This window comes from Anaerotruncus massiliensis (ex Togo et al. 2026), assembly GCF_900199635.1.
GTDB lineage: Bacteria > Bacillota > Clostridia > Oscillospirales > Ruminococcaceae > Anaerotruncus > Anaerotruncus massiliensis.
In genome coordinates this window covers 1,079,973-1,104,379 of sequence record NZ_LT962687.1, presented here as the reverse complement: position 1 = coordinate 1,104,379, position 24,407 = coordinate 1,079,973, and the positions used below count along the sequence as shown (strand labels likewise).

Below are 24,407 nucleotides of genomic sequence, written 5' to 3'. Positions count from 1 at the left end.
TCCTGCTTATTATGCTGTATAATATTATTACGCTTCATAAGTACGTTTGCTTTGGTGGGCCGAATTTGCCTCGTTACCGTTTCCCTTGGTAACTCATCGGCAGTTACTCCCTTCTATAACAGCCGCCTTTGCAAAAAGGGCGCGCAGCGATCGCTGCGCGCCCTTTTTATTTGTACCTTCCGTTCCCGGATGTTGGGAGCGTCCGCAACCCGAATTGTGCCCACAGCTGGTGTACCCGTGGGGAGCGGCTGTAACCTGCGGGTACTGGCAAGGTACTCCCGGGGATTCCTAAGGGGGCGGCGGAGCCCCCTTAGGCGGACTTTTGGTTCCTTTTCGTCCGTCCGAAAAGGAACCCGTGGCGCGCGGCGGAACGCGCTCGTATTTCTTGCCGCTTTTTTAAGCGGCAATTCCCGCGATAGCCCTGCCGGGCGCAGCGCGGCAAATCAAAGCCTGGCTTCAATCGCCGCAATGATCGCCTTGAGCGTCCGAATGCGGGCGTAGCGCTTGTCGTTCGACTCGACGACAATCCACGGCGCATAGGCGGTGTTGGTGCGCAGGAGCATCTCGTCGACCGCCTTCTCGTAGTCGTCCCATTTGTCGCGGTTGCGCCAGTCCTCATCGGTGATCTTGTACTGCTTTTCCGGGGTATTCTGGCGGTCGGTAAAGCGGGCGAGCTGTTCGTCCTTGTCGATGTGCAGCCAGAATTTGAGGATGATCGCGCCCCATTCGGCAAGCCCCCGCTCAAAGCGGTTGATCTCGTCGTAGGCGCGGCCCCACTCCTCGTCGGTGCAGAACCCCTCGATGTGCTCGACCATGACGCGGCCGTACCAGGTGCGGTCGAAGATCGCCACATGCCCGTCCTTGGGCAGCGCGTTCCAGAACCGCCAGAGGTGCGGATGGTTTTTTTCCAGGGCGGTCGGCGCGGCGATCGGGATGACCTCGTAGCCGCGCGCGTCGAGCGCCGCCGCCACCCGCTTGATGTTGCCGCCCTTGCCCGCCGCGTCCCAGCCCTCGTAGGCGAGGATCATCGGGATGCGGCGGCGGTAGAGCTCGTTGTGCAGCTCGGAGAGGCGCTTCTGGCAGTCCTTGAGCTCTTTGCGGTAGTCGTCCTCCGCGATGGTGACGCTTAGGTCGATCTCCCGCAGGCGCGGCGCGGGCAGCGTCTTGATGTCGTCCGACACGCGGATGCCGGTGAACGGCTTTTCATAGCCGTTCTCCTTGCGCTCGATCGCCTGCTCCATCGCGCCGATCACAGTGGTAAAGACCTTCCAGGTCGCATAGCGGCGGTCGGTCGATGCCACCACCGTCCAGGGGGCGTTGTGCCGGTCGGTGCGGGAGATCATCTCATCGAAAATTTCCAGATATTCGCCATACCGGCGGTTGTGGTCCCAATCGGCCTTTGTCACGCGCCAGCGGGTCGATTTCTGATCGTCCAGCAATTTGAGCCGCTTCTTCTGCTCCTTCTTGGAGATGTGGAAGAAGAATTTCACCAGCACGTACCCGTCGTCGGTAATCTGCTGCTCAAAGTCCACGATCTCGTCGAACCGGTGGTTGAGATCGCGGCGGGTGAGGCGTTCCTCATCCCGCGCCACCGAAACCGCGCGGTACCAGCTCCGGTCAAAGATCGCCGTGTCCCCGTAGGTGGGCAGCGCCTGCCAGAAGGGCCGCATCCACGGATACCGCCGCTCGTCCGCCGTCGGCGCGAGGATGCTGTGCACCGAAAAACCGCGCGGGTCGAGGTTGGTGATCAGGCGGGAGATCTTGTCCCCCTTGCCGGAGGCGCCCCACCCTTCAAAGACAAGCACCATCGGGATCTTCAGCGCGCGGATGCGCTGCTGAAGCACGCCGAGCTTCTGTTTCAGGCCGTCGGACACCGCGTCCCACTCCTCTTTTTCCATCCGAACATCCAAATCCAGATTTTCCAGCATCATTTATTCCTCGCTTTTCATTCCGAGCTTCCTCCTATTGTGCCCGGTGCGGAGAGATTTTTGCCGCGGGCACATGAGCGGAGGGTTGTTACTCTCGATTATACAATATTTTTCCACTTTCTTCAACCAGAATCGTGCAGGATTACAAAAACAGTCCGCCAATGGCGGACCGTTTCCTGTCAGAGCGTGGTTTCGATGAGGGAAAAGGCGGCGGGCTCGCCGCAGAAGGAGACCACATAGTCCCCGACGCGCCGGGTCACGAGGTCGTCCCGGCCGGCCGTTTCGACCTCACGCAGCGGCAGGGTGATCCCCCGCCCATCCCGTTTGAGAAGCGCCTCCTTGCGGGTCCACACCGCGATCACCTCCTCCGGGCAGTCCGCGAGGGAACGCTCGGCGCCGGTAAAGAACCGCGCGGGGAACCAGTCGTGCAGCGTGCGGGAGGCCGGTTCCACGTCCACGCCGGCGGGGCGTTCCGAGAGTGCGACCGCCACCGCGCCACGCGTGTGGGAGATGCTGATTTGAATTCCCGGGAAATCCGGCAGAAAGGGCTTTCCCCGCGCGTCCTTTTCGACGCGCGGGGGCTCGGGCAGGCCAAGCGCGCGCGCAAGCAGCGCGCGGGCCGCCGCCGAGAGGTCCCGCGCGCCGGTGCGCGCGACCCAGACGGCGTTTTCCATCACGCCTCCCCCTTCCCGTAGGCGACCACCCAGAAATCCGCCTCGGTCGTGAGGGTTTCCAGCGCCGCGAGCCGGGCCGCCCCCTCCGCCGGGGTCTTATAGTAATAGGGAGTCATCGAAAAGAGGCTCTCGATGAGGGCGCTCCCCTCCAGCGTAAAGGAATAGCGCACGCGGCGGCGGTCCGTGATATGGAACCCCTCCAGTTCGAAGGACTTGTCCGCGTTTTCATAGGGCGCGTCGTAGAGGACGCTTTTGAGCCCCCACAGGTGCCGGGCCGCCGGATAGGCGGCGACGAAATGCCCGCCCGGGGCGAGCACGCGGGAAAATTCCCGCGGGCAGAGGGGGGAAAAGACGTTGTAGACGAGGTCGGCGCTCCCGTCCGCGAGCGGCAGCGCGAAGAGGCTTGCGACCGCGAAGCGGCCCCCGCGGCAGCGGCGGGCCGCGTGCCGGACGGCGGGCTTCGACAGGTCGACGCCGAAGAGGGCGGGAGCCCTCCCCGCCCCTTCCAGCGCTTCAAAGAGGCGGGCGGCGTAATAGCCCTCCCCGCAGCCCGCGTCGAGGATGCGGGGCGCGTCCCCGCAGAGAGCGAGAACCGTCCCGTTCAGCGCGTCGGAGAGCGGGGCGTAGCTGCCGCTGTCGAGGAACCGGGTGCGCCCCGCGACCATCTCCGCGTTGTCCCCCGGGTTGGGGCTGCTCTTTTGGTTGGCGAGCAGAAGGTTGACATAGCCCTGCGCGGCGATGTCGAAGGAGTGCCCCTCCGGGCACCGGCAGGCGTGCTCCCCCCACGCGAGTCTCCCGCCGCATACCGGACAACTGTACAAATCCATGTCCCTCCCGGTCAAGCTGTTTTATTCATTGTACCAGCCTTGCGCCGCCCCGTCAATTTCCGGTTGTGTCCGGCTTCCCATGCGTGTATAATGGTAGCTGGAATCGAATTGGAAGGGAAGAACCGCATGAAGATCAAACTCCTCGCCCTGGATATGGACGGCACGACGCTTAAAAGCGACCATGTGACCGTCTCCCCCGCAAACCGCGCGGCCATCGAGGCCGCCAACGCGCGCGGCGTGTTCGTTGTGACCGCCACCGGCCGGATGCGCCACCGCCTGCCCGAGGCCATCGAGCAGACGCCGGGGCTCCATTACGCCGTCACCTGCAACGGCGCCTCCGTCTTCGACCTGCGCAGGGAGGCCCCCCTCTACGCCAACCCCATCCCCATGGACACGGCGCTGCGCGTCTTCGACGCGCTCGCGCCCTTTCCCGTCTTTATCGAAATCTACAGCGGCGGCTTCGACTACGTCGAACGGGGCCGCATCCCCTATATCGAAGCCTCCGGCTTTTCCGAGAGCCGGATGAAAAACCTCCTGCGCGGCCGCCGCACCGTCGAGGACCAGCGGGAATACCTGCTGCATCCCGCCGCGCCGGTCGAGAAATTCAACGTCCCCTACCTGCCGCCCGAACACCAGCGGGCGGTTTGGGAAGCGATGCGCGGGGTGGAGGGGGTCGCCCTCACCTCGTCGGTCGCGCAGAACATCGAAATCAACGCCGCCGGCACAGACAAGGGGGACGGCCTGCGCTTCCTCTGCGAATACCTGGGCGTCGCGCCCGACGAGGTCATGGCCGTCGGGGACAGCCGCAACGACCTGGAGATGCTCACCTTCGCCGGGCTGGCCGCCGCCCCCGCCAACGCCGACGACGACATCAAGGCGGTCGCGGACTGGGTCGGCCCCTCCAACGACGACGACTGCGTCGCCCGGGCGATCGAACGGTTCCTGCTCTGAGCTTCGCCCGCAAAAGAAAAATGCCCGCGCCGCGGGTATTTTTGCGCGCCGAAGGCGCGCGGCCCTTTTGCGGGCGGGCGGCGGGGAGTCCAAAAAGACGAAACGGCGCCCCGCCGGCGCCGGGAACAAAATACGGCGCGGCGTCCGGCCGCGGCGGGAGGAAGGTTATGGCACCAAAAATCAAGAAGTTCCTGCTGATCACCGTCAGCACCCTGATTATTGTGGCGGGCACCTATTTCTTTAAATTCCCCAATAACTTCTCCTTCGGCGGCGTGACCGGCATCGCGGTCGTGCTCGCGCGCGTCATGCCCTTTTCCGCCGCGTCGATCAACTTCGTCATCAGCATGGCGTTGCTTGCCGTCGGCTTCTGCTTCCTCGGCAGGGGGTTCGGCCTCATGACCGCCTACTCGAGCGTGCTCCTGTCGGTCGGGCTGTCGCTGCTCCAGCGGTTCTGCCCCATGTCCGCCCCGCTCACCGACCAGCCGCTGCTCGAGCTCTGCTACGCGATCGCGCTGCCCGCCTTCGGGTCGGCCATCCTTTTCAACATCGGCGCGTCGAGCGGCGGCACCGACATCGTCGCCATGATCTTAAAAAAGCACACGAGCACCGACATCGGCGCCGCCCTCTTCTTTACCGACCTGATCGTGGCGCTCTCCGCCTGCTTCGTCTTCGACATCAAGACCGGCCTCTTCTCCTTCGTCGGCCTCATGGTCAAATCCCTCGTCATCGACAACGTCATCGAGTCGATCAACCTCTGCAAATACTTCAACATCATCTGCGACAATCCCGAGCCCATCTGCCATTTCATCGTGCATGTGCTCAAGCGCAGCGCGACCGTCTGCGAGGCGCAGGGCGCCTTCACCCACGGCAAAAAGGCGATCGTATTCACCGCGCTCAAGCGTCCACAGGCCATGGCGCTGCGCCAATTCGTCCGCGCCACCGAGCCGAACGCTTTCATCCTGATCTCCAACACGTCGGAGATCATCGGCAAGGGCTTCCTCAACAGCTGACCCATTACGCCCGACAAGGAGTGTCCGACCATGAAACCAGCCTATCCGGCGCGCGAATTCATCCTGCGGGTCCTCTACTTCTGCCTCGGCACCGCCGTTTGCGCGCTCGGCTGCTCGGCGTTCGTCCTGTCCGGCATCGGGACCGACCCGTTCAGCATGCTCATGCAGGGGGTGGCGCGCACCGCCCACATCTCCAACGGCGCCGCCCACATCGCCATCAACTTCACCCTGCTGGTCCTCTATTTCTTCATCGACCGCAAATATATCCGCGCGGGCACCTTCGCCGCCCTCTTTATCACCGGGCCGATGATCGACGCCGCAAGCCGCCTGCTCCGCGGCGTCATCCACGAGGGCCTGCCCTTCCCGGTGCGCGTCGTCATCGTGCTGGCGAGCTGCGCGCTCATCGCGCTTGGGCTTTCCGCCTCCATCAACGCGAGCGTCGGCGTCGGCGCGAACGATTCGCTGGCGATCCTCCTGAGCGACAAGCTGCACCTCCAGTTCCGCTGGATGCGCGTCGCGGTCGACCTCACCTTCGTCGTCAGCGGGCTCCTGCTCGGCGGCGTCATCGGGGTGGGCACCGTGATCACCGCCCTGCTCACCGGGCCGATTGTCCAGTTTTTCATGCCGCGCACCGCGCGGCTGCTCTATTCCATCCTGCGCCGCCTGACGCCGCAGGCCGAATCCGCGTGATAACGGAACCAAAAAGCCGCCTCCCGGGCCTTCCGGGAGGCGGCTTTTTTACGCGCCCGCTACTTCACAAAGGCGGGGAGCTTGGGATTTTCATTCTTGACGAGATTCGCCGTCTCGTGGTAACCCTCCCCCTCCCGCACAAGCCGTCCCATCACGACGAAGCGCTGGTCGGGGTTCTGGGTATAGGTGCCGTATTTGTAGCTGCAGGTCGAAAGGGAGAGGATCCGGTCCTCCGGCGTCACCTCGACGTCGTAGGCATATTCCGACCGCGCCTTCACGTCGCCGATGAGGGCATTGAAACGCTCGTCGGAATACTCGGCCATGTGGTAGGGCACGGGCGAGGTCTCCGCCTCGCAGTAAAAGACCGCGAAGATTTCAAAGACGTGGGCCGCGCCCTCGGTGGTCAGGTAGACATAGGGGGTCTTTTTAGCGAGCTCGATGTCCTCGAGCTTCAAAAGCTGCGCGAATTTGGCGCCCTCGGGGTCGTCCTTCACCCCCATCGGACTGCCGAGGTTGTGGCCGTAGATGATCGTGTTCTGCGCCAGGTCCGCGCCGTTGTCGAACATCACGCTCTCGTAGTCCATATAGTAGCAGCCCTCGTAGGCATAGTTCTTTTTGACGTCCCGCCGCAGGTAATAGTCATTGTTGGTCGTCTGCACGACCGCCTCGTTGATCGTGGTGTTGGGCAGGGTGAGCCAGCCGACCACGTCGGAATTCTGCCTGACCGCGTCCGCCAGCTCTGCGGAGACGTTCGGAAGCGCCGGGCGGTAGTTCCCCGACTGGTCGTATTCGCCGTCCTGGGTCGTGCCCTGGCCGCCGGATTTTTTGCAGCCCGCGCAGGAGACGAGCAGCGCGGCCGTAAGCAGCAGGGCGGTCCATCGCATGGTAGTTTTCATGGGAACGCTCCTTTTCTCGCAGTTGATACCGCTAGTTTGTGCAAAAAAAGGGCGTTCTAAAAAGGGAAAGGTTGGGTTGGGCTTTTTGCCGCGGTTTTTTCATATACCTTATTATCAAACAAGTCCGTGGTGAAACTATGAAAAAAATACAGCGTTTTTTCCTCAACGCCATGATCATGACCGCGACCTCGCTGCTCATGAACGCCGTGGGCGTCTGGTTCAACCTCTATATCTCCGGTAAGATCGGCGCGGAGGGGATGGGCGTCTTCCAGCTCATCATGTCGGTCTATTCCTTCACCGTCACCTTCGCGGCGTCGGGCATCAACCTCGCGTCGACGCGGCTCGTCGCGGAGGAGGCCGCCAGCCCCAACGGCAACGTCAAGGGCGCGATGCGCCGCTGCTTCGGCTACGCGCTGCTCTTTGGCGGCGCGGCATCCCTCTTCCTCTTTTTCGCCGCGCCCTTCATCGGGGAGACCTGCCTCGGCAGCGTCCAGACCGTCCGTCCCCTCAAGACCATGGCGCTCTCGATGCCCTTCATCGCGATGTCCTGCGCGCTGAACGGTTACTTTACCGCCGTCGGACGGGTGGCCAAATCCGCCGCCTCGCAGATCTTCGAGCAGTTTTTGAAGATCAGCCTCTCGATCGTCGGCCTCACCTTCCTGATGCCGCCCGGCCTTGAATACGCCTGCCTCGCCATCACCGGCTCGGGCGTGATCGCCGAGGGGCTCTCCTTCGTGAGTTCTCTGGTCCTCTACCTCGGGGACAGCCGGGGCTTCCGCCGGAAGGGCGCGCCCAAAAACCGCCTGACCGGACGGCTGTTCGGCATCGCGCTGCCCATGGCGATGAGCTCCTACCTGCGCTCGGGGCTCGCCACCGTCAAAAACCTGCTCGTCCCCGTCCGGCTTCAGGCGGGCGGGCTCGCGGCGGGCGCCTCCTTCGCCGTCTTCGGCGCGGTGCACGGCATCGCCCTGCCGGTCATCCTCTTCCCCGCCGCCTTCCTCAACTCCTTTTCCAGCCTCATCGTCCCCGAGATCGCCCAGCGCCACAGCCGCGGGCAGAGCATCTCCCACCTCATCCAGCGGATGTTCGCCCTTAACCTGTGCTGCTCGATCGGGGTGTGCGGCGTGCTCTTCGCCTTCTCCCATGAAATCGGCGCGGCGGTGTCGCAGAACCCCGACGTGGGCGTCTACATCCGCCTGCTCGCGCCCGTCATCCCCGTCATGTACCTCGACACCGCCGTCGACTGTATGCTCAAGGGGATGGACGAACAGCTCTCGGTCATGCGCTACAACGTCGCCGACGCCGCCATCAGCATGGTGCTCGTCTACCTGCTGCTGCCCGTCCTCGGCATCAAGGGCTATATCCTCGTCATCGTTTTGAGCGAGGTCTTCAACTTCTCCCTCAGCCTCGGGAGACTCATCCGTGTCGCAAAGTTCGAGGTCGACATCACCGAGCGGGTCGTGAAGCCCCTGCTCTGCGCCGCCATCTCGGTGCTCGCCGCGCGCATCCTCTCCCGCGCGGGGCTGCCGCTGCCCGGCTCCCCCATCGGGTTCGCACTCCTGCTTGCCCTGGTTTCCGCCGGGTGTTATCTCCTCCTCCTGCACCTGGCGGGCTGCGACCCGCGCCGCGTGTAAAATCGCGCATAGGGACAGGCAAGCCCGTCATATCCATGATACCGGGCGGGCTTTTCGCCCGCAGTGAAATGTGAAAACGGAAGGAGGGCTTTCCATGCCGCTGACGGACCGGGAACTGTTTGCCCGGCTGATCCAGTGCGAGGCGGGCGGAGAGGGGGACACCGGGATGAAGGCGGTGGCCAGCGTCGTGATGAACCGCGTGAACGCGCCGGGCGGGGAATACAAGCGCATCGGGCAGGGCAGCATCCGCAAAATCCTCTACCAGACGGGGCAGTTCGTCTGCATGTCCGAGACCGAACGGGGCTCCTACAACGCCCAGAACGTCTACAACATGCGGCCCGAACAGATCCACTACGACATTGCCGATTGGGCGATCGCCGGCAACCGCCTGATGGACCTGGGGCAGGCGCTCTGGTTTTTCAACCCCTTCTCCGCCAGCTGCCGGCAGAATTTCCCCAGCAGCATCGGCTATCTGGTCACGCGGATCGGCGACCACTGTTTTTACAATCCCACCGACGCTTATTACGAAACATAGAAAGAGGGGTATCATATGGCAAACGGCGACAACAACCTGAACTTCGGGCCATTCGAAAGCCAGCAGGCGGAGGAGAACCCGCAGAATAACGAGGAGGTTTTTCTCGGCTCCTTTTCCTCCATCCTGCAGGCGAACCTCGGCGCCTATGTGATCTGCGAATTCCTGATCGGCACCAACAGCCTGGAACGCAAGGAGGGCTACCTCTATTCGGGCGGTATCAACTACATCACCCTTTACCAGCCGAGCGAGGAGCAGTATACCGTCTGCGACCTCTACTCCCTCAAGTTCGTCACCTTTGTCGACACCCGTCTCAGGCCGCGGCAGGACCTGCCCGGCGCGGCCGGACAGCGCTACCTGCCCCCGCAGGCGGTCCCCGGCACCATGACCAATCCCGTCCCCGGCGGTTCGGGCGCCCCGGGCGGCGGATTCCCCGGCCCCGGCATGGGCGGCAGGGGCTATCCCCGCATGAGCCGGTAAACCAGCAAAAAAAGCGTGCGGCTTTCGCCGCACGCTTTTTACGTGTTCAGATCAGCTGGCGGTTCATCCATCTGCCGCGCAGCAGGCGGGCCATAAACATGGCCGCGCGGAAGACCCAGTCGATGATCATCGCGACCCACACCCCGAGCAGCCCCAGCCCGAGATAGCGGCCGAGGATATAGCTGAAGATCACCCGGAACACCCACATCGATACGACCGACGTGATCATCGTGTACTTCACGTCGTTGGCGGCGCGCAGGCCGTTCGGCAGGGCGAAGGACATCGGCCAGAAGAGGATGTTGCCGAGCGCGCAAACGAGGCAGATCTGCCAGGCCGCCTCCGCCGTCGCCGCCGAAAGCCCGAACAGCTCGATGATCGGGTGCAGCGCAAAAATCAGGATCAGGTTGAGCAGCAGGTTCATCCCGTGCGCCGCGCCGACCAGCCCCAGCATGTATTTTTTGGCCTGTGGGAACTCCCCCGCGCCCACGCACTGCCCCACGACCGTCACCATCGCCAGGCTGACCGCCGCACCCGGCATCTGGGACATCGTCATGACGCTGTTGCCCACCGCGTTCGCCGCGATCGCCACCGTTCCGAAGGTCGTAATCAGCCCCGCCACCATCAGCTTGCCGATGTGGAACATGCTGTTCTCCAGCCCGTTGGGCACCCCGATGCGCAGGATGCTTTTGATCATCGCCGGGTGCCACTCGAGCTTTTTGAGTTCGTCGAGGTAGATGCGGTTATTGTGGTGGCAGAGCACCGCCAGCAGGAACGCCGCCGACACTCCGCGCGCGATCAGCGAGCCGAGCGCCGCGCCCGCCGCGCCCAGCCGCAGCCCGTAAATGAAGAGCGCGTTGAAGGAGATGTTGACGATGTTCATGACGAGCGCCGCCATCATCGAGATCTTTGAGTTTCCCTGCGCGCGGAAGAGCGCGGCGCAGGCGTTATAGACCGCCATGAAGGGATAGGAGAGCGCCGAAAGCAGGAAATACACCTCGGCGTTCCCCATGACCGCGGCGTCCGCGCTGCCGAAGAGGGCGTGCAGGATGAATTTGCTGCCCGGCATGCAGACGGCGACCAGCCCGAAGGAGACGAGCGTCGTCACGGTCAAAAGCTGCTTGGCCGCCGCGTTCGCGCTGGGCTGGTCCTCCCGCCCGAGATACTGGGACGCCACGATCGACCCGCCCGTCGAGAGCGCCGCGAAGACGTTGAGCAGCAGCAGGTTGATCGAATCGACCAGCGAGACGCCCGAGACCGCCGCCTCCCCCACGCTCGACACCATGAAGGTATCCGCGATGCCGACCGTCGCCGCGAGCACCTGCTCGATGATCAGCGGGATGATCAGCCGCACCAAATCTCTTCTCGTAAACATCAGCAAACCGCACCTTCTCATAATCTGCAATCATTCTGCACCTTGTGCATAAAAATTGCAAGCCAATTTTTACATTTTGGCAGTTTGCCGGGGAGCGGACCGTGCCGCAATGTAAAATCTGTGTGAAATCCCGGTGGGGCGCCCGCGCCGCCTTCCAGCAAAAGGAAGGGCGGCCCTTTCCGTCGCCGGAAAGAGCCGCCCAACCCCGATTTCTGTAAGTTTGCAGAGAAATGGAGCAAAATCTCACAGACTTCTGATGGTTTTTAGAGGTCCGCATTCAGATCCTTGGTAGCCACGGTCTCGTATTCTTCCTCGTTAAAGATATAGTCGTTTCCGGGAAGAATCGCATTCAGCAGGATACCGAGGATTGCCGCGATCGCAAGGCCGCTGAGCGTGAAGCCCGCCCCGCCGATCTGGAAGGAGATGCCGCCGATGTTGTTGAAGCCGAGGCCGCTGACGAGGATGATCGCCGCAATCAGAACGTTGCGGGACTCGGTCAGGTCGACCTGGTTCTCAACCAGGTTGCGTACGCCGATGGCGGAGATCATGCCGTAGAGGATGAAGGAAACGCCGCCGATCGTCGCAGTCGGGATGGTATGGACGAACTCACCGAACTTCGGGATGAAGGAGAGCAGGATCGCCACAACGGCGGCGATTTCCATGACGATCGGGTCGTAGACCTTGGTCAGCGCCAGAACGCCGGTGTTCTCACTGTAGGTGGTGTTCGCCGGGCCGCCGATGAGGCCGGCAAGGCTCGTGGCAAGACCGTCGCCGATGAGGGTGCGGTGCAGGCCGGGGTTCGCCAGGAAGTTGCGCTCGCAGGTCGCGCTGACCGCCGCGATGTCGCCGACATGCTCCATCATGGAGGCCAGCGAGATCGGGACCATGATCAGAATGGCGCTTACGTCAAACTTCGCAAGGGTGAACGGCGCGATACCGACAAAGTTCGCCGCCGCCAAGGCGGAGAAGTCAACATGCCCGGTGACCAGCGCCACAAGATAGGAAGCGATGATACCAAGCAGGATCGGGATGATTTTGACCATGCCGCGGCCAAAGACGTTTGCCACAAGGATCACGATGATCGCGACGACTGCCAGCAGCCAGTTGCCGCTCGCGTCGTTGATCGCGTTCGGAGCGAGGATCAGGCCGATGAGGATGATGATCGGGCCGGTAACGACCGGCGGGAAGAAGTGCATGATCCGCTTGATGCCGCACGCGCGGATCAGCGCCGCCAGAATAACATAGACCAGACCGGCGCAGACGATACCGCCGCAGGCGTACGGGAGCTTTTCAGCCTCCGTCAGCGCAACGCCGGCGGAATTGGTCAGCGGCAGTGCCTTGACAGCCGCGAAACCGCCGAGGAACGCGAAGGAAGAGCCCAGGAACACAGGCGCTTTCCGCTTGGTGATAAAGTGGAAAAGCAGCGTGCCGATACCGGCGCAGAAGAGCGTTACCTGTACGTTCAATCCTGTGATGATCGGGACGATAACCGTTGCGCCAAACATCGCAAAGACGTGCTGCAAGCCCAAAACAACCGTTTTCGGCCAGCCGAGTTCCTGCGGGGCATTATAGATTCCTCGATTGGTATTGGCCATTGACTTACCTCCTCAACATAGTATTAGCCTTGTCTCCATTTCTCTATGTATTTCAGGGCCGGGGCCCTTTATACCGCCATGCTGTCCAAAAACACACCTCCGGGCGGCCGGGCCGCATGGCCGCGGCCGCCCGGTCCTTATTTTCTTTAAGCCTACTGGGCTTTCTTCTCCTTGAGCGCCTTGAGCACGTCGTCGGCCCTGATCGGCATCCGGAAGAACCGGCACCCGATCGCGTTGGCCACCGCGTTGGCGATCGCCGGCGCGCCCGGTACCATGACCGGCTCGCCGATGCCGCGCGCTCCGTACGGGCCCGTCGGCTCCTCGTGCTCCGCGACGCGCACCGTCAGTTCGGGCATGTCGTCCGCGGTCGGGATCTTGTAGTCGACGAAGTTGCGGTTGAGAATCCGCCCGTCCTTGAGCATCAGCTCCTCAAAGAGCGCCGTGCCCAGGGCCTGCACCATCGCGCCCTCCACCTGCGCGTCGTAGAGCGCCGGGTTGATGACCTTTCCGGGGTCGAAGCAGGAGATCATCTTGAGCACGCGGATCTCGCCCGTGTCGGTGTTGACCTCGACCTCGGCGCCGTTGACGCCGACCGTCCAGAAGGCCACCGGCTTGGGGCTCTGGCCGGTCTCCTGGTCGTAGCCCACGTTGTTCGGGACCACGAAGGAGCCCTTGCCGATCAGCGGGCCGTGGATGCCCGACGCGTCGGGCAGGGTGAGCCCGAGCGCGAAGGTGCTCAACGGGACCTTTTTATCCTTGTGGATCTTATGCACCACATAGCCGTCCTTGAGCTCGAGGTCGCGCTTGCTGCATCCGAACTTGATCTGCGCCAACTCGAGGATCTCGTTCTTCGCGTCCTCGGCGGCCAGTTTGACCGCGTTGCCCGCGCAGTAGGTGGTGCGGCTCGCGACCGTCTGCCACTCGTAAGGGGTGTGGTCGGTGTCGCCGGTGCGGATGGTGATCTTGCTCGGATCGATGTCGAGCACCTCGGCGGCGATCTGGGTGAGCACCGTGTCGGAGCCCTGGCCGATGTCCTGGCCGCTCGTCATGAGCATAAAGGTGCCGTCCTCGTTCATGCGGATGATCGCGGCCGAGGCCACGTCAGTGGGCTGAGACGGCGATTTCCAGCCGCCCGCGATGCCCTTGGCACGGATGAGGTTGGGCGCGACCTGCTCGCAGGGCTTGTCGTACTCGAGTTCCTTGACAACCGTCTCGAGGCAGTCCTGATAGCCGCAGTCCTCGAGGATCTGGCCGGTCGCGGTGGCGCCGCCCGCCCGCAGTCCGTTGACCCGGCGGATGTCGACCTCCGACATGCCGATCTCGTGCGCGATCATATCGAGGTTCTGCTCGATGGCGAAGTGGATCTCACACATGCCGAAGCCCCTGTACGGGCCGCCGACCGGATGGTTGGTGTAGACGCAGTAGCTGTCGCACCAGATGTTGTCGATGTCGTAGGGGCCGGGGCAGGCGATGCCAGCCGCCTTGACGATGTTGACGCCGTACTCGGTGTAAGCGCCGCCGTCCCAGACATACTCGATCTTCTGGGCGAGGATCTTGCCGTCCGACTTGCGCACGCCGGTCTTGAGGGTCGCATAGACGCCCTGGCGGACATACGCGTCCTCGAACTCCTCCTCACGGGTGTAGGTCATCTTGACCGGGCGCCCGCAGTTGAGCATCGAGAGCGGGATGACGATGCCTTCGAGGGTGGTGCCCGCCTTGGAGCCGAAGCCGCCGCCGACATACGGGGAGATGACCCGCACCTTGTTGAGCGGGATGTCGAAGGAGGTCGCCAGCGCCTGGCGCACCGCGAAGGGGGACTGGCAGCTCGCCCACACGGTGAGCTTTCCGTCCGCCTCGTACTGCGCGACGGCCACGTGCGGCTCGATGGGCACGTGCTGGACGTGCGGGATATAGAAGGTGTGCTCCGCGACGTAATCCGCCTCGGCAAAGCCCTTGTCGACGTCACCCTTGCGGAGTTTGTAGTGGTGGGAGATGTTGGTGCCCGGCACCGGGTGGAAGATCGGGGCGACCTTGTAGGTGCCCAGGTCGGGATGGATGAGCGGCGCGTCCGGCTTCATGCCCTCGACCGGGTTGGTGACCGCCGGCAGCTCCTCGTACTCCACCTTGATCAGCTCGACCGCCGCCTTCGCGATGTCCAGCGTCTCAGCCGCCACCGCCGCGACGGCTTCGCCGCGGTATTTCGCGGTGCCCACCGCGAGGAAGTTTTTGTCCTCGAGGTAGAGGCCGCCGCGTTTCTTATAATAGTCGCCCGTGATGACGCTCTTCACGCCCGGCAGCTTCTCCGCCTCCGACGTGTCGATGCTCAGGATTTTCGCGTGCGCGTAGGGGCTGCGCTTCACCTGGGCGTAGAGCATCCGGGACATCCTGATGTCGTCCACGTATTTCGCCTGGCCGGTGACCTTTTTGACGCCGTCAACCCTGTCGATCGTTGTTCCGACTGTCCTCATTTGCGCTCGCCTCCTTCCGTATGTGCCGCAACGTCCTCGATGGCCTCGATGATCCGTTTGTAGCCGGTGCAGCGGCAGAGGTTGCCGCTGATGCCCGCCTTGATCTCGTCGCGGGTCGGGTGCGGATTCTCCTTCAGGAGCGCCGTGGCGGTCATCAGGAAGCCCGGCGTGCAGAAGCCGCACTGGAGCGCGGCATGCTTGATGAACGCTTCCTGCAGCGGGGAGAGGTTGCCCTTGCGGTCGGCCAGCCCCTCGACGGTGGTGATGTGTTTGCCGTCCAGCTCGGGCGCCAGCACGAGGCAGGCGTTGACCGGCTTGCCGTCCATGATGACGGTGCACGCGCCGCACTCGCCGGCGCCGCAGCCTTCCTTGGCGCCCGTGAGGTCGAGCTCCTCGCGCAGGACGGTGAGCATCGTTTTATTGGCGTCGACGTAGAGCTCGACCGGCTCCTCGTTGACGAAGAAATTGACCTGGTATTTCATATGTATCCCCTCCTTATTTCGCCAGGGCTTCGAGGCTTCTCTTGACGATCAGCCCCACGATGGTGACGCGGTACTCCTTGGAGGCGCGCACGTCGTCGATCGGCGCGACCTCGGTCTTGGCCAGCTCGGCCGCCTGCTCGATCAGCGCGCCGTCCAGCTTTTTGCCGCGGAGCAGCTCCTCGGTCTTGACGAGCCGCAGAGGGGTGGGCGCGACGGAGCCGAACGCGATGCGCCAGTCGTCCCCGTCCCGCACCACGGTGGCGCAGACGGTGGAGAGGTCGACCTCGCGGCGGCGGGAGATCTTGGTGTACACGCCCTCCGAGCCCGCATGGTAGGGCACCCGGATGGCGGTGACGATCTCATCCTTTTTCAGCGCGGTCTTGCGCACGAAGATGAAGAATTCACGGATGGGGATCTCCCGCTTGCCCTCCGGGCCCTCGGCCAGGATCACAGCGTCGTTGGCGAGCAGCGGGGTGCCGGTATCGGCCAGCGGGGAGGCGTTGACGATGTTGCCGATGCAGGTCGCGCGGTTGCGCACCTGCTTGGAGCCGACCGACAGCGCCGCCTTGCCGAGGTAGGGATAGTACTTCTGGACGAACTCGTTGGCGCCGATCTCGTTCATCGTGACGCAGGCGCCGATGGTGAGGCCGGTCTTTTCGTCGAACGTGATCGTGTCCAGGCCGGGGATCTTCTTGATGTCGATCACGTACTCAGGGGCGATCAGGTTGTCGCGAAGCCGCACGACGACGTCGGTGCCGCCGTTAAAAACCACGGCGGAGTCCCCGTGCTCCGCCAGGAATGCAAGTGCTTCGGGCAAGGATTTTGGTGCTAAATAATTAAATTGTTTCACGATAAGCACTCCTTTTTAGGCATAATGTCACTACCACTAACCTTATTATACTGAGATGGGCAAATCATATCAATCGATTTTTTCCAAATTTTCTGTAATGAATAGATTTCGCAAGAGAATTTAGGCATTTTCGATCATATCGATTTATAAAAACTTCACAACATTTTATGGCGGACCGTCAGGTTTTTTGGGAATCGCATATTTGGCTTGGTCATACTTATGATTTTTGAAGGCCATGTTTGTTTACGCACCTATTAAAAAATCCCCGATATGCTGAAAAAATCACAATGCAGTTTGCCCGAAAAAAATTGCGTTTTTTGTAATATTGGGCGAAATGCATAAATATTATCAACATTTTCTGTGATCAAAAGGCATTTCCTCCAGTTTACAAGTTGGGGATTATCCACTATAATGTAGATAACCTACAAACTAGATTTCCCCTTGAAAACGGCCGCGGTCACATCGAAAAGAAAGAATTTCCTTCTTTACCATGCAAAATCGTCCGGCCGGCAGCGGAAGGCTCCTTCCCGTCCTCTTTTCGTGACCCTGCGGGGCGGATGGGACGGATGCGCGGCATTTTGGGAAGAATCCACAAGATTCCCATGGATTTATTGCTGTAAGTATAGCACATGATATGGAGTTATTACAACAGGTAATTGATTTCGTCTCAAAAACCGCCGGCGGGGCCGGCTTTCTCATAGGGCCGGCGCGGCAAACGGCGGCCGGCCGTGGAAGATTGTATACATTATATGAAACGGGAGGAATCACACTATGACAACCAAACCACTGAGCGGCATCAAGGTGCTGGATATGACCAAGGTCCTCGCGGGCCCCTACTGCGGCATGATGCTGCGCAACCTCGGCGCCGAGGTCATCCACTGCGAGATGCCCGGTTCGGGCGACGACGCCCGCGCCTACGGCCCCTACGTGGAAGGGCAGAGCATCTACTTCCTGAGCATCAACCGCGGCAAGAAGAGCCTCGAAGTCAACGCCAAGACCCCCGAGGGCAAAAAGGTGCTGACCGACCTGGTCAAGAACGTGGACGTGTTCGTTCAGAACTTTAAGCCCGGCGCGCTCGACAAGATGGGCTTCGGCTATGAGGACGTCAAGAAGATCAATCCCCGCTGCGTCTATGTTGCAATCTCCGGCTTCGGCCAGACCGGGCCCTATTCCGGCAGGCCGGCCTACGATATGATCGTCCAGGCGATGGGCGGCGTCATGAGCATCACCGGCGAGCCGAACGGAAACCCCGTGCGCGTCGGCACCTCGATCGGCGACATCATCGCCGGCATGATGGGCGCCTACGGCGCGCTGGCCGCCCTCTATGAGCGCGAAAAGACCGGCGAGGGCCAGCTTGTCGACATCTCGATGCTCGACTGCCAGGTCGCCATTCTCGAGAACGCCATCGCCAAGTACTCCGCGACCGGCCAGGTCGCGCGGCCGCTCGGACTCAAGCACCCGTCCATCACCCCCTTCGAGGCCTACCGCACCAAGGACAGCTGGGTCATCGTCGCCGCCGGCAACAACAAGCTCTTCGCCAAGTTCTGCGAGGTCACCGGCCGCCAGGAGCTCATCAACGATCCCAAGTTCTCCACCAACCCCGAGCGCAACAAGCATATGCAGGAGCTCAGCGACCTGATGCAGGAGCGGATCAAGGACAAAACCACCGACGAGTGGCTCAAGATCTTCGTCGACAACGGCATCCCCTGCGGCCCGATCAACTCGATCGACCGGCTGTTCGAGGACCCGCAGATCAACTACCGCAACATGCTCGTCGAAGTCGAGCAGACCCACATGGGCAAGGTCAAGGTCGCGGGCAACCCGGTCAAGCTGAGCACCGTCCCGCCCGAGGATGAGCTCCCCAGCGAGCCCGCCCCGCAGGTCGGCGAACACAACGTCGAGGTCCTGCGCGACATCCTCGGCTATTCGGAGGACGACATCAAGGCCTACATCGACACGCTGCCGAAGAAGGAGTGAGCGCCATGACCGACGAGAGATGCGAGAACCACAACGGGAAACCCTTCGTGCTCGAGGAGGCGACCGTCGCCTCCGTCCATGAGGCGATGCTCGACGGGCGCCTCACCTGCCGCCGGCTCATCGAGGGCTGCCTCGCCCGCATCGAGGCCTACGACAAAAAGGGCCCCGAGCTCAACGCGGTCATCCTCGTGAACCCCCACGCGCTCGAGGAGGCCGACCGCCTCGACGAGCGGTTCCAGGCCGACGGGCTGACCGGCCCGCTCCACGGCATCCCCGTCCTGCTCAAGGACAACTGCGAAACCTTCGACATGCCGACCACCGCGGGCTCCCTCTCCCTCGAGGGGTTCGAGACCCACAAGGACGCCTATATCACCAAAAAGCTCCGCGAGGCGGGGGCGGTCATCATCGCCAAGACGAACCTGCATGAGTTCGCCGTCTGGGGCGAAACGATCAGCTCGATCCTCGGCCAGAGCTACAACCCCTACGACCACACCCGCACTCCCGGCGGCTCGTCGGGCGGCACGGGCGCGGGGCTGGCGGCCAACTACGGCATCGTCGGCATCGGCACCGACACGATCAACTCGATCCGCTCCCCCTCCTCCGCCTGCTCCCTCGTGGGCATCCGCCCCACCATCGGGCTGGTGAGCCGGGACGGCATCGTTCCCTATTCGCTGACGCAGGACACCGCGGGCCCGCTCGCGCGCACCGTGGCGGACGCCGCCGCCGTGCTCGACGTGATCGCCGGCAGCGACCCGAAGGACCCCGTCACCGAGGCCTGCCTCGGCAAGATCCCGGCGAGCTACCTCGATTACCTCGACGACGAGGGCCTGCGCGGCAGGCGCATCGGCGTGCTGCGCAGCTTCTTCGGCCCCGACGACGACCTGCACCGCGAGGTCAACGCCTGCATGGAAAAGAGCCTTCAGATTATGCGGGACGCCGGCGCGGAGCTTGTCGACATCTCCGAAAAGATCGACTCGGGCTACCTCGTCAAGAACGTCAGCGTACATATTCACGACCTCAAGACCCACCTCGGCCAGTACCTCGAGGGCTTCGGCGACGCGGCCCCCATCCACTCGCTGGCCGACGTGCTCGCCAGCGGCAAGTACCACCCCGGCCTCAAGAGCAACCTCGACGAGGCGATGGGCTACGACGTGGGAACCCCCGCCTACAACGAGCGCCTCAAAAAGCGCGCCGAGCTCCAGAAGCAGGTGCTCGCGATCATGGACGAATACGCGATCGACGCGATCGTCTACCCGCACCAGCAGCAGCTCGTCTGCAAGACGGGCGGCAGCCAGCAGGAGCGCAACGGCGTCATCGGCTCGGTGACCGGCTATCCCGCAGTCGTCGTGCCCGCCGGCTTCTCCACCCCCTCGGACGACGCCCCCATCGGCGTGCCGGTCGGCATGGAGATTCTCGGGCGCCCCTTCGCGGAGCCGCAGCTCATTTCGATCGCCTATGGGTTCGAGCAGCACAGCCACCTGCGCCGCCCGCCCCTTTCCACGCCGCCGCTCGCGTGACGGCCCCCGCCGGGCTTCCCGGCGAAACTCCCGGCCGCCGCGCCGGTACCAGACTATGAAGGGATGGAACCAAAATGAATAAGATCGAAGACCTTGTTGCCCGCAAAACAGCGATCTACCAGGGCAACGCCAAGGCGATCGAAAAGCAGCACGCCGGCGGAAAGCTGACCGCCCGCGAGCGGCTCGGGCTGCTCTTTGACCCGGGCACCTTCGTCGAGATGGACACCTTTGTCACCCACCGCTGCACCTACTTCGACATGCCCCAGAAGCACCAGCCGACCGACGGCGTCGTCTGCGGCTACGGCAAGGTCGACGGCCGCGTCGTCTTCGCCTACGCGCAGGACTTCACGATCATGGGCGGCTCGCTCGGCGAGATGCAGGCCAACAAGATCTGCCACGTGCTCGAGGCCGCCCGCAAGGTCGGCGCGCCCGTCGTCGGCATGAACGACTCGGGCGGCGCGCGCATCCAGGAGGGCATCGACGGCCTCTCCGGCTACGGCAAGATCTTCTTCCGCAACACCGCCGCCTCGGGCGTCGTCCCCCAGATCACCGCGATCATGGGGCCCTGCGCCGGCGGCGCGGTCTACTCCCCCGCGCTCACCGACTTCATCTTCATGGTCGACAAGACCAGCAAGATGTTCATCACCGGCCCCGACGTCATCAAGACGGTCACCGGCGAGGTCGTCACCGGCGAGGACCTCGGCGGCGCGACCACCCACAACAAGAAGAGCGGCGTCGCCCACTTCATGACCCAGAACGACCAGGACTGCATCGCGCAGATCAAGCGCCTGCTCTCCTTCCTGCCCTCCAACTGGAAGGCAAAGGCCCCTGAGATCGACTTCGGCGACGATCCCTACCGCCTCGTGCCCGAGCTGGCCACCATCCTGCCCGACAACGCCAACCGCGCCTACAACATGTACGACGTGATCCGCGGCATCGTCGACCGGGGCGACTACATGGACTACCAGCCGCTCTACGCAACCAACATGATCACCTGCTTCGCGCACATCAACAAGCAGGCGGTCGGCATCATCGCCAACCAGCCGAAGGTCGGCGCGGGCTGCCTCGACATCAACGCCTCCGACAAGGCCGCGCGGTTCATCCGCACCTGCGACGCGTTCGGCCTGCCGCTGCTCACCATCGTCGACGTGCCCGGCTTCCTGCCCGGCACCCACCAGGAGTACGGCGGCATCATCCGCCACGGCGCCAAGATGCTCTACGCCTACAGCGAGGCCACCGTGCCCAAGGTCACCCTCATCCTGAGGAAGGCCTACGGCGGCGCCTACCTCGCGATGTGCTGCCGGGAGCTCGGCGCGGACGTCTCCTTCGCGTGGCCTGACGCGGAGATCGCCGTCATGGGCCCCGAGGGCGCGGCCAACATCATCTTCCGCAAGGAGGGCCCCGAGCAGCGCGCCCAGTCGATCGAGCAGTACAAGGCCGAGTTCGCCACCCCCTACAAGGCGGCCGAGCACGCCTTTGTCGACGACGTCATCCACCCCGCCGAGAGCCGCCAGAAGATCGTCGCGGCGTTCGAGATGCTGCGCGGCAAGGAACAGTCGATCCCCGAGAAGAAGCACGGCAACATTCCGCTCTGATTTGCGTGTCCCTCCCCCTGTGCCGCTGTCCCGCCCGTCAGGCGGGCGGGACGGCGGCCCCTCCTGAGAAGGTTTTGTGAGGTTGTAAAAGTTCCACAGCGTTTTGCGCTCTAAAAATTGGCATTTCTTTAACAATTCGTTTATTTTTCCGACTTCTTTGGCTATTTTCACAATTTTTTGGGCCATTTATATTGAAAAACTCCTATGTCAAAGTCGATCAAAACAAAGCGAATTTTTCTACATTGTATATTTTACACAACAAATGTTGACTTCGCTTTTTTTAATAGTATGATGAAAGTAATGACAGGGTAAGCCGGTCCGTTAGGAGGTTCCCCCATGGATAAAACATACGGCATTTCTGTCAGGTCGGTGCTCGAGATGGAGGTTCTCCAGGGCGCCAAGCTGATCGCGGGCAGGGGCGGCCTCGACCGCGTCGTCACCTCGATGAACGTCATGGAGGTGCCCGACATCATCGACTGGGTGAGCGGCGGGGAGCTGATCGTCACCACCGCCTATTCGATCAAGGACGATGTGGAAAAGCTCGTCGAGCTGGTCCCCGCCCTCAACAGCCGCGGCGTCGTGGGGCTGGGCATCAAGCCCAAGCGGTATATTCGCGAAACCCCGCAGGCGGTCATCAACGCCGCCAACGCGCTCTCCTTCCCCATCTTTGAGATCCCGCCGGAGGTTTCCTTCTCCAAGATCATCACCCCCGTGCTGACCACCATCGTCAACAACCAGGCGCAGGTGCTCATGGACATCTACGACCTGCAGAAGTCGCTCACCGCGACGATGCTCAGCGGCGGGAACCTTCAGGCGATCACCCAGACGCTGCACAACCGCTACGGCAACAGCGTCGCCATCTACAACGAGTTCTTCTCCTCCTACGTCATCTCCGCCACCTACAGCCGCCGCGACGCGATCTACCGCCAGATGGAAAACTGCGTGCGGGACAATTCCGGCGAGCGGCACGGCAGCGACAACGCCCTGAGCTGGCGGGAGCTGTGCAAGGTGGACGGGCGGGAGTGCAGCAAGATCACCGTCCCCATCTACAGCGACAAGAAGCTCTACGGCTACATCTTCATGTGGGAGGACAACCGCGAGGTCACCAGCGTGGACCTGGCCGTCATCGAAGCCTCCACCTCGCTGATCGCGCTGGAGATGCTCAAAAAGATCTCCCTCTTCGAGATGGAGAACAACCACAAGGTCTCCTTCCTCGACGACCTGCTCGTCAACGACGAGCTCAGCCAGCGCAAGGCGCTGGCCAACGCCGAATACTTCGATTTCGACATCGAGGCCATCCACCAGGTGGCGGTGGTCCAGGTGATTAATTCGCACAACTCCCTCTCCCTTTCCAACGGCGCGCTCTACAAGATGAACAACAACATCGTGCGCGTCCTGCGCCGCCTGTCGCGCAGCGCCTCCTACAAGCTGCTCTTCGTCAACAAGTGCGACAACATCGTGCTCGTCTTTGAGCAGAGCTCCCGTTCTCCCGCGCTCTGCAAGCAGGAGGTCTCCCAGTTCATGGAGGTCTTCGGCAAGGCGCTCGCGGATGACGGGCTGCTCGAGTTCATCAGCATCGGGATCGGCAGGGCCTACCCCGACACCGCGGACCTGTGGAAAAGCTGCTCCGAAGCCAAGCGTGCCGCCGGGTGCGGTTCGGTGGGCGGGGTGCGGGTCCACTATTTCGAGGATATGGGTGTCTACCGCTTCCTCTCCTGCGACACCCTCCAGAACGAGCTGCAGTCCTTCTACACCGAGACCCTCAAGGTCCTCGTCGACTACGACCGCGACCACGACTCCGAGCTCGTGCGGACGCTCCAGACCTACTTCAAGTGCGGGGGCAACCTCAAAAAACTCGCGGAGGAGCTGGGCGTCCACTACAACACCGTCGCCTACCGCATCCAGCGGATCAAGGAACTTGCCGGCGTGAGCTTCGACAACGCCGACCAGCTTCTCAATCTGCAGATCGCGCTGAAGATTTATGATGTGCAGAGAGACAGATGAAGGCGCGGTCCCGGCACTGGAGGTCTGCCACAGCCTGCGCAGATCGATCCCCGCCGGGGGCTGTCCCGCAACCGTTCACTCCGTTTTTGACCGGGCGGTCAACCTTGTCACCCCCCTCGGGCTCGTGACGCTGCTTCCCAAATGCCGCCCGCTCTATCCCTTTTCGGTGCGCATCGACACCGACATCCCCTTCCCCGCCCTCGGGCTGCGGCCCGATATGAGCGCGATGCTCCTGCCGGGGGAGGCGTCCGCCGGGATGCTGCACGTGGATCTGACGAACGCCCTGGACACCGACCTTTCGGTGCTCGAACGCAAGGAGCTGATCGTCCCGCCCGACCTGTCCGACAGGCTCGAACGCCTCGCGGGGGTCATCGGCGAGGAGGGCAAGCCGGAGGGCATGGCGCCGCTCGTCTTCCACCTGGAGGAGGGGTCTTCCGCGGATTATGCGGAGCGCTTCCCCCACAACCACTACACCGCTTTTCTGCTTCCCCGCGTCCGGCGCCTCTTCGACGCGCTGCACACGGGGCAGATCGTGGAAATCTCCGCGGCGGCCGGCGCGATGGCCGGCTGCGGGCCGGGCCTCACCCCCTCCTCCGACGACTTTCTGTGCGGGATGATGGCGGCGATGCTCGCCCGGGGCGGCGCGCGGGGCCGCGTGCTCCGCACGATGGACATCACCCAGCGCATGGGCTGCGCCGCGCGCGTCAAAACCAACGTCATCAGCGGCAGCTTCCTCATCCGCTCATCGCAGGGCCTGCTCTCCGCGGACGTGCTCGACACGGTCGGGCAGCTCTTTTCAAACGGACCCACGCAGTCGCTCGAAAGCGCTGCTTCCAGAGTCATAACCTTTGGGGAAACGTCCGGGACGGACATCCTCAGCGGTATCTATTTCGGCGCAAAAATCTAACATATTGGAGGAATCGGC

At 62.7% G+C, this 24,407-nt stretch carries 20 protein-coding genes; 11 read left to right on the top strand and 9 right to left on the bottom strand.

The genetic code is table 11. The features are described from left to right. Positions 1 to 443: 443 nt before the first annotated feature. The 3 genes from pap to C1A13_RS05740 form a co-directional block, all read right to left on the bottom strand. Positions 444 to 1,928, bottom strand: coding sequence for a polyphosphate:AMP phosphotransferase (gene pap / locus C1A13_RS05750; RefSeq protein ID WP_101553191.1), 1,485 nt, complete (start codon positions 1,926 to 1,928; stop codon positions 444 to 446). A gap of 179 nt (positions 1,929 to 2,107) precedes the next feature. After that, positions 2,108 to 2,602 (bottom strand): 4'-phosphopantetheinyl transferase family protein, encoded by a 495-nt coding sequence (locus C1A13_RS05745; RefSeq protein ID WP_101549985.1) that lies wholly within the window; start codon positions 2,600 to 2,602, stop codon positions 2,108 to 2,110. Continuing rightward, positions 2,602 to 3,429 carry a putative RNA methyltransferase gene (locus tag C1A13_RS05740; RefSeq protein ID WP_101549983.1) on the bottom strand — a complete coding sequence of 276 codons (828 nt, stop codon included), beginning with the start codon at positions 3,427 to 3,429 and terminating at the stop codon, positions 2,602 to 2,604. The genes C1A13_RS05745 and C1A13_RS05740 overlap by 1 nt, the downstream gene beginning before the upstream one ends. A gap of 126 nt (positions 3,430 to 3,555) precedes the next feature. Between C1A13_RS05740 and C1A13_RS05735 the strand changes: the two genes are divergently transcribed. From C1A13_RS05735 to C1A13_RS05725, 3 genes are all read left to right on the top strand, one after another. Beyond that, positions 3,556 to 4,380 carry a Cof-type HAD-IIB family hydrolase gene (locus tag C1A13_RS05735; protein WP_172439185.1) on the top strand — a complete coding sequence of 275 codons (825 nt, stop codon included), beginning with the start codon at positions 3,556 to 3,558 and terminating at the stop codon, positions 4,378 to 4,380. 167 nt (positions 4,381 to 4,547) lie between these two features. Then, on the top strand, positions 4,548 to 5,390 hold the full coding sequence (locus tag C1A13_RS05730) for a YitT family protein (protein ID WP_101549978.1): 843 nt from the start codon (positions 4,548 to 4,550) through the stop codon (positions 5,388 to 5,390). A 30-nt stretch (positions 5,391 to 5,420) separates the two neighbouring features. Continuing rightward, positions 5,421 to 6,080: a YczE/YyaS/YitT family protein gene (locus C1A13_RS05725; RefSeq protein WP_101549976.1), complete on the top strand. Its 660-nt coding sequence runs from the start codon at positions 5,421 to 5,423 to the stop codon at positions 6,078 to 6,080. Between the two features lie 59 nt (positions 6,081 to 6,139). On the opposite strand, the gene C1A13_RS05720 is transcribed toward C1A13_RS05725, so the two are convergent. Continuing rightward, positions 6,140 to 6,976 (bottom strand): class B sortase, encoded by an 837-nt coding sequence (locus C1A13_RS05720; protein ID WP_101549974.1) that lies wholly within the window; start codon positions 6,974 to 6,976, stop codon positions 6,140 to 6,142. A gap of 137 nt (positions 6,977 to 7,113) precedes the next feature. On the opposite strand from C1A13_RS05720, the gene C1A13_RS05715 reads away from it, so the two are divergent. From C1A13_RS05715 to C1A13_RS05705, 3 genes are all read left to right on the top strand, one after another. Then, on the top strand, positions 7,114 to 8,610 hold the full coding sequence (locus C1A13_RS05715) for an oligosaccharide flippase family protein (protein ID WP_101549972.1): 1,497 nt from the start codon (positions 7,114 to 7,116) through the stop codon (positions 8,608 to 8,610). Between the two features lie 94 nt (positions 8,611 to 8,704). Then, positions 8,705 to 9,145: a cell wall hydrolase gene (locus C1A13_RS05710; RefSeq protein ID WP_101549970.1), complete on the top strand. Its 441-nt coding sequence runs from the start codon at positions 8,705 to 8,707 to the stop codon at positions 9,143 to 9,145. 15 nt (positions 9,146 to 9,160) lie between these two features. Then, on the top strand, positions 9,161 to 9,622 hold the full coding sequence (locus C1A13_RS05705) for a hypothetical protein (protein ID WP_101549968.1): 462 nt from the start codon (positions 9,161 to 9,163) through the stop codon (positions 9,620 to 9,622). Positions 9,623 to 9,668: 46 nt separating this feature from the next. Here the strand turns inward: C1A13_RS05705 and C1A13_RS05700 are convergent, their stop codons facing one another. The 5 genes from C1A13_RS05700 to C1A13_RS05680 form a co-directional block, all read right to left on the bottom strand. After that, positions 9,669 to 10,994, bottom strand: coding sequence for an MATE family efflux transporter (locus C1A13_RS05700; RefSeq protein ID WP_172439184.1), 1,326 nt, complete (start codon positions 10,992 to 10,994; stop codon positions 9,669 to 9,671). A gap of 263 nt (positions 10,995 to 11,257) precedes the next feature. Beyond that, the gene (locus C1A13_RS05695) at positions 11,258 to 12,589 is read right to left on the bottom strand and encodes a uracil-xanthine permease family protein (RefSeq protein WP_101549966.1); all 1,332 of its coding nucleotides are present in this window, start codon (positions 12,587 to 12,589) and stop codon (positions 11,258 to 11,260) included. Positions 12,590 to 12,741: 152 nt separating this feature from the next. Beyond that, positions 12,742 to 15,057: a xanthine dehydrogenase family protein molybdopterin-binding subunit gene (locus C1A13_RS05690; RefSeq protein ID WP_101549964.1), complete on the bottom strand. Its 2,316-nt coding sequence runs from the start codon at positions 15,055 to 15,057 to the stop codon at positions 12,742 to 12,744. Next, the gene (locus C1A13_RS05685) at positions 15,054 to 15,539 is read right to left on the bottom strand and encodes a (2Fe-2S)-binding protein (RefSeq protein ID WP_101549961.1); all 486 of its coding nucleotides are present in this window, start codon (positions 15,537 to 15,539) and stop codon (positions 15,054 to 15,056) included. The genes C1A13_RS05690 and C1A13_RS05685 overlap by 4 nt, the downstream gene beginning before the upstream one ends. Before the next feature lie 13 nt (positions 15,540 to 15,552). Continuing rightward, a complete protein-coding gene (locus C1A13_RS05680) occupies positions 15,553 to 16,389 on the bottom strand; it encodes an FAD binding domain-containing protein (protein WP_158595618.1) in 837 nt (278 codons plus the stop codon). A gap of 771 nt (positions 16,390 to 17,160) precedes the next feature. Here C1A13_RS05680 and C1A13_RS05675 point away from each other — a divergent pair. The 5 genes from C1A13_RS05675 (at position 17,161) to C1A13_RS05655 (ending at position 24,389) form a co-directional block, all read left to right on the top strand. Then, positions 17,161 to 18,366, top strand: coding sequence for a CaiB/BaiF CoA transferase family protein (locus tag C1A13_RS05675; RefSeq protein ID WP_101549957.1), 1,206 nt, complete (start codon positions 17,161 to 17,163; stop codon positions 18,364 to 18,366). A gap of 5 nt (positions 18,367 to 18,371) precedes the next feature. Next, positions 18,372 to 19,883, top strand: coding sequence for an amidase family protein (locus tag C1A13_RS05670; RefSeq protein WP_101549955.1), 1,512 nt, complete (start codon positions 18,372 to 18,374; stop codon positions 19,881 to 19,883). Positions 19,884 to 19,957: 74 nt separating this feature from the next. Next, the gene (locus tag C1A13_RS05665; RefSeq protein WP_101549953.1) at positions 19,958 to 21,478 is read left to right on the top strand and encodes an acyl-CoA carboxylase subunit beta; all 1,521 of its coding nucleotides are present in this window, start codon (positions 19,958 to 19,960) and stop codon (positions 21,476 to 21,478) included. A gap of 336 nt (positions 21,479 to 21,814) precedes the next feature. Then, positions 21,815 to 23,482: a PucR family transcriptional regulator gene (locus tag C1A13_RS05660; protein WP_101549951.1), complete on the top strand. Its 1,668-nt coding sequence runs from the start codon at positions 21,815 to 21,817 to the stop codon at positions 23,480 to 23,482. Continuing rightward, on the top strand, positions 23,463 to 24,389 hold the full coding sequence (locus C1A13_RS05655; RefSeq protein WP_172439183.1) for an oxamate carbamoyltransferase subunit AllH family protein: 927 nt from the start codon (positions 23,463 to 23,465) through the stop codon (positions 24,387 to 24,389). The genes C1A13_RS05660 and C1A13_RS05655 overlap by 20 nt, the downstream gene beginning before the upstream one ends. Positions 24,390 to 24,407 lie beyond the last annotated feature (18 nt).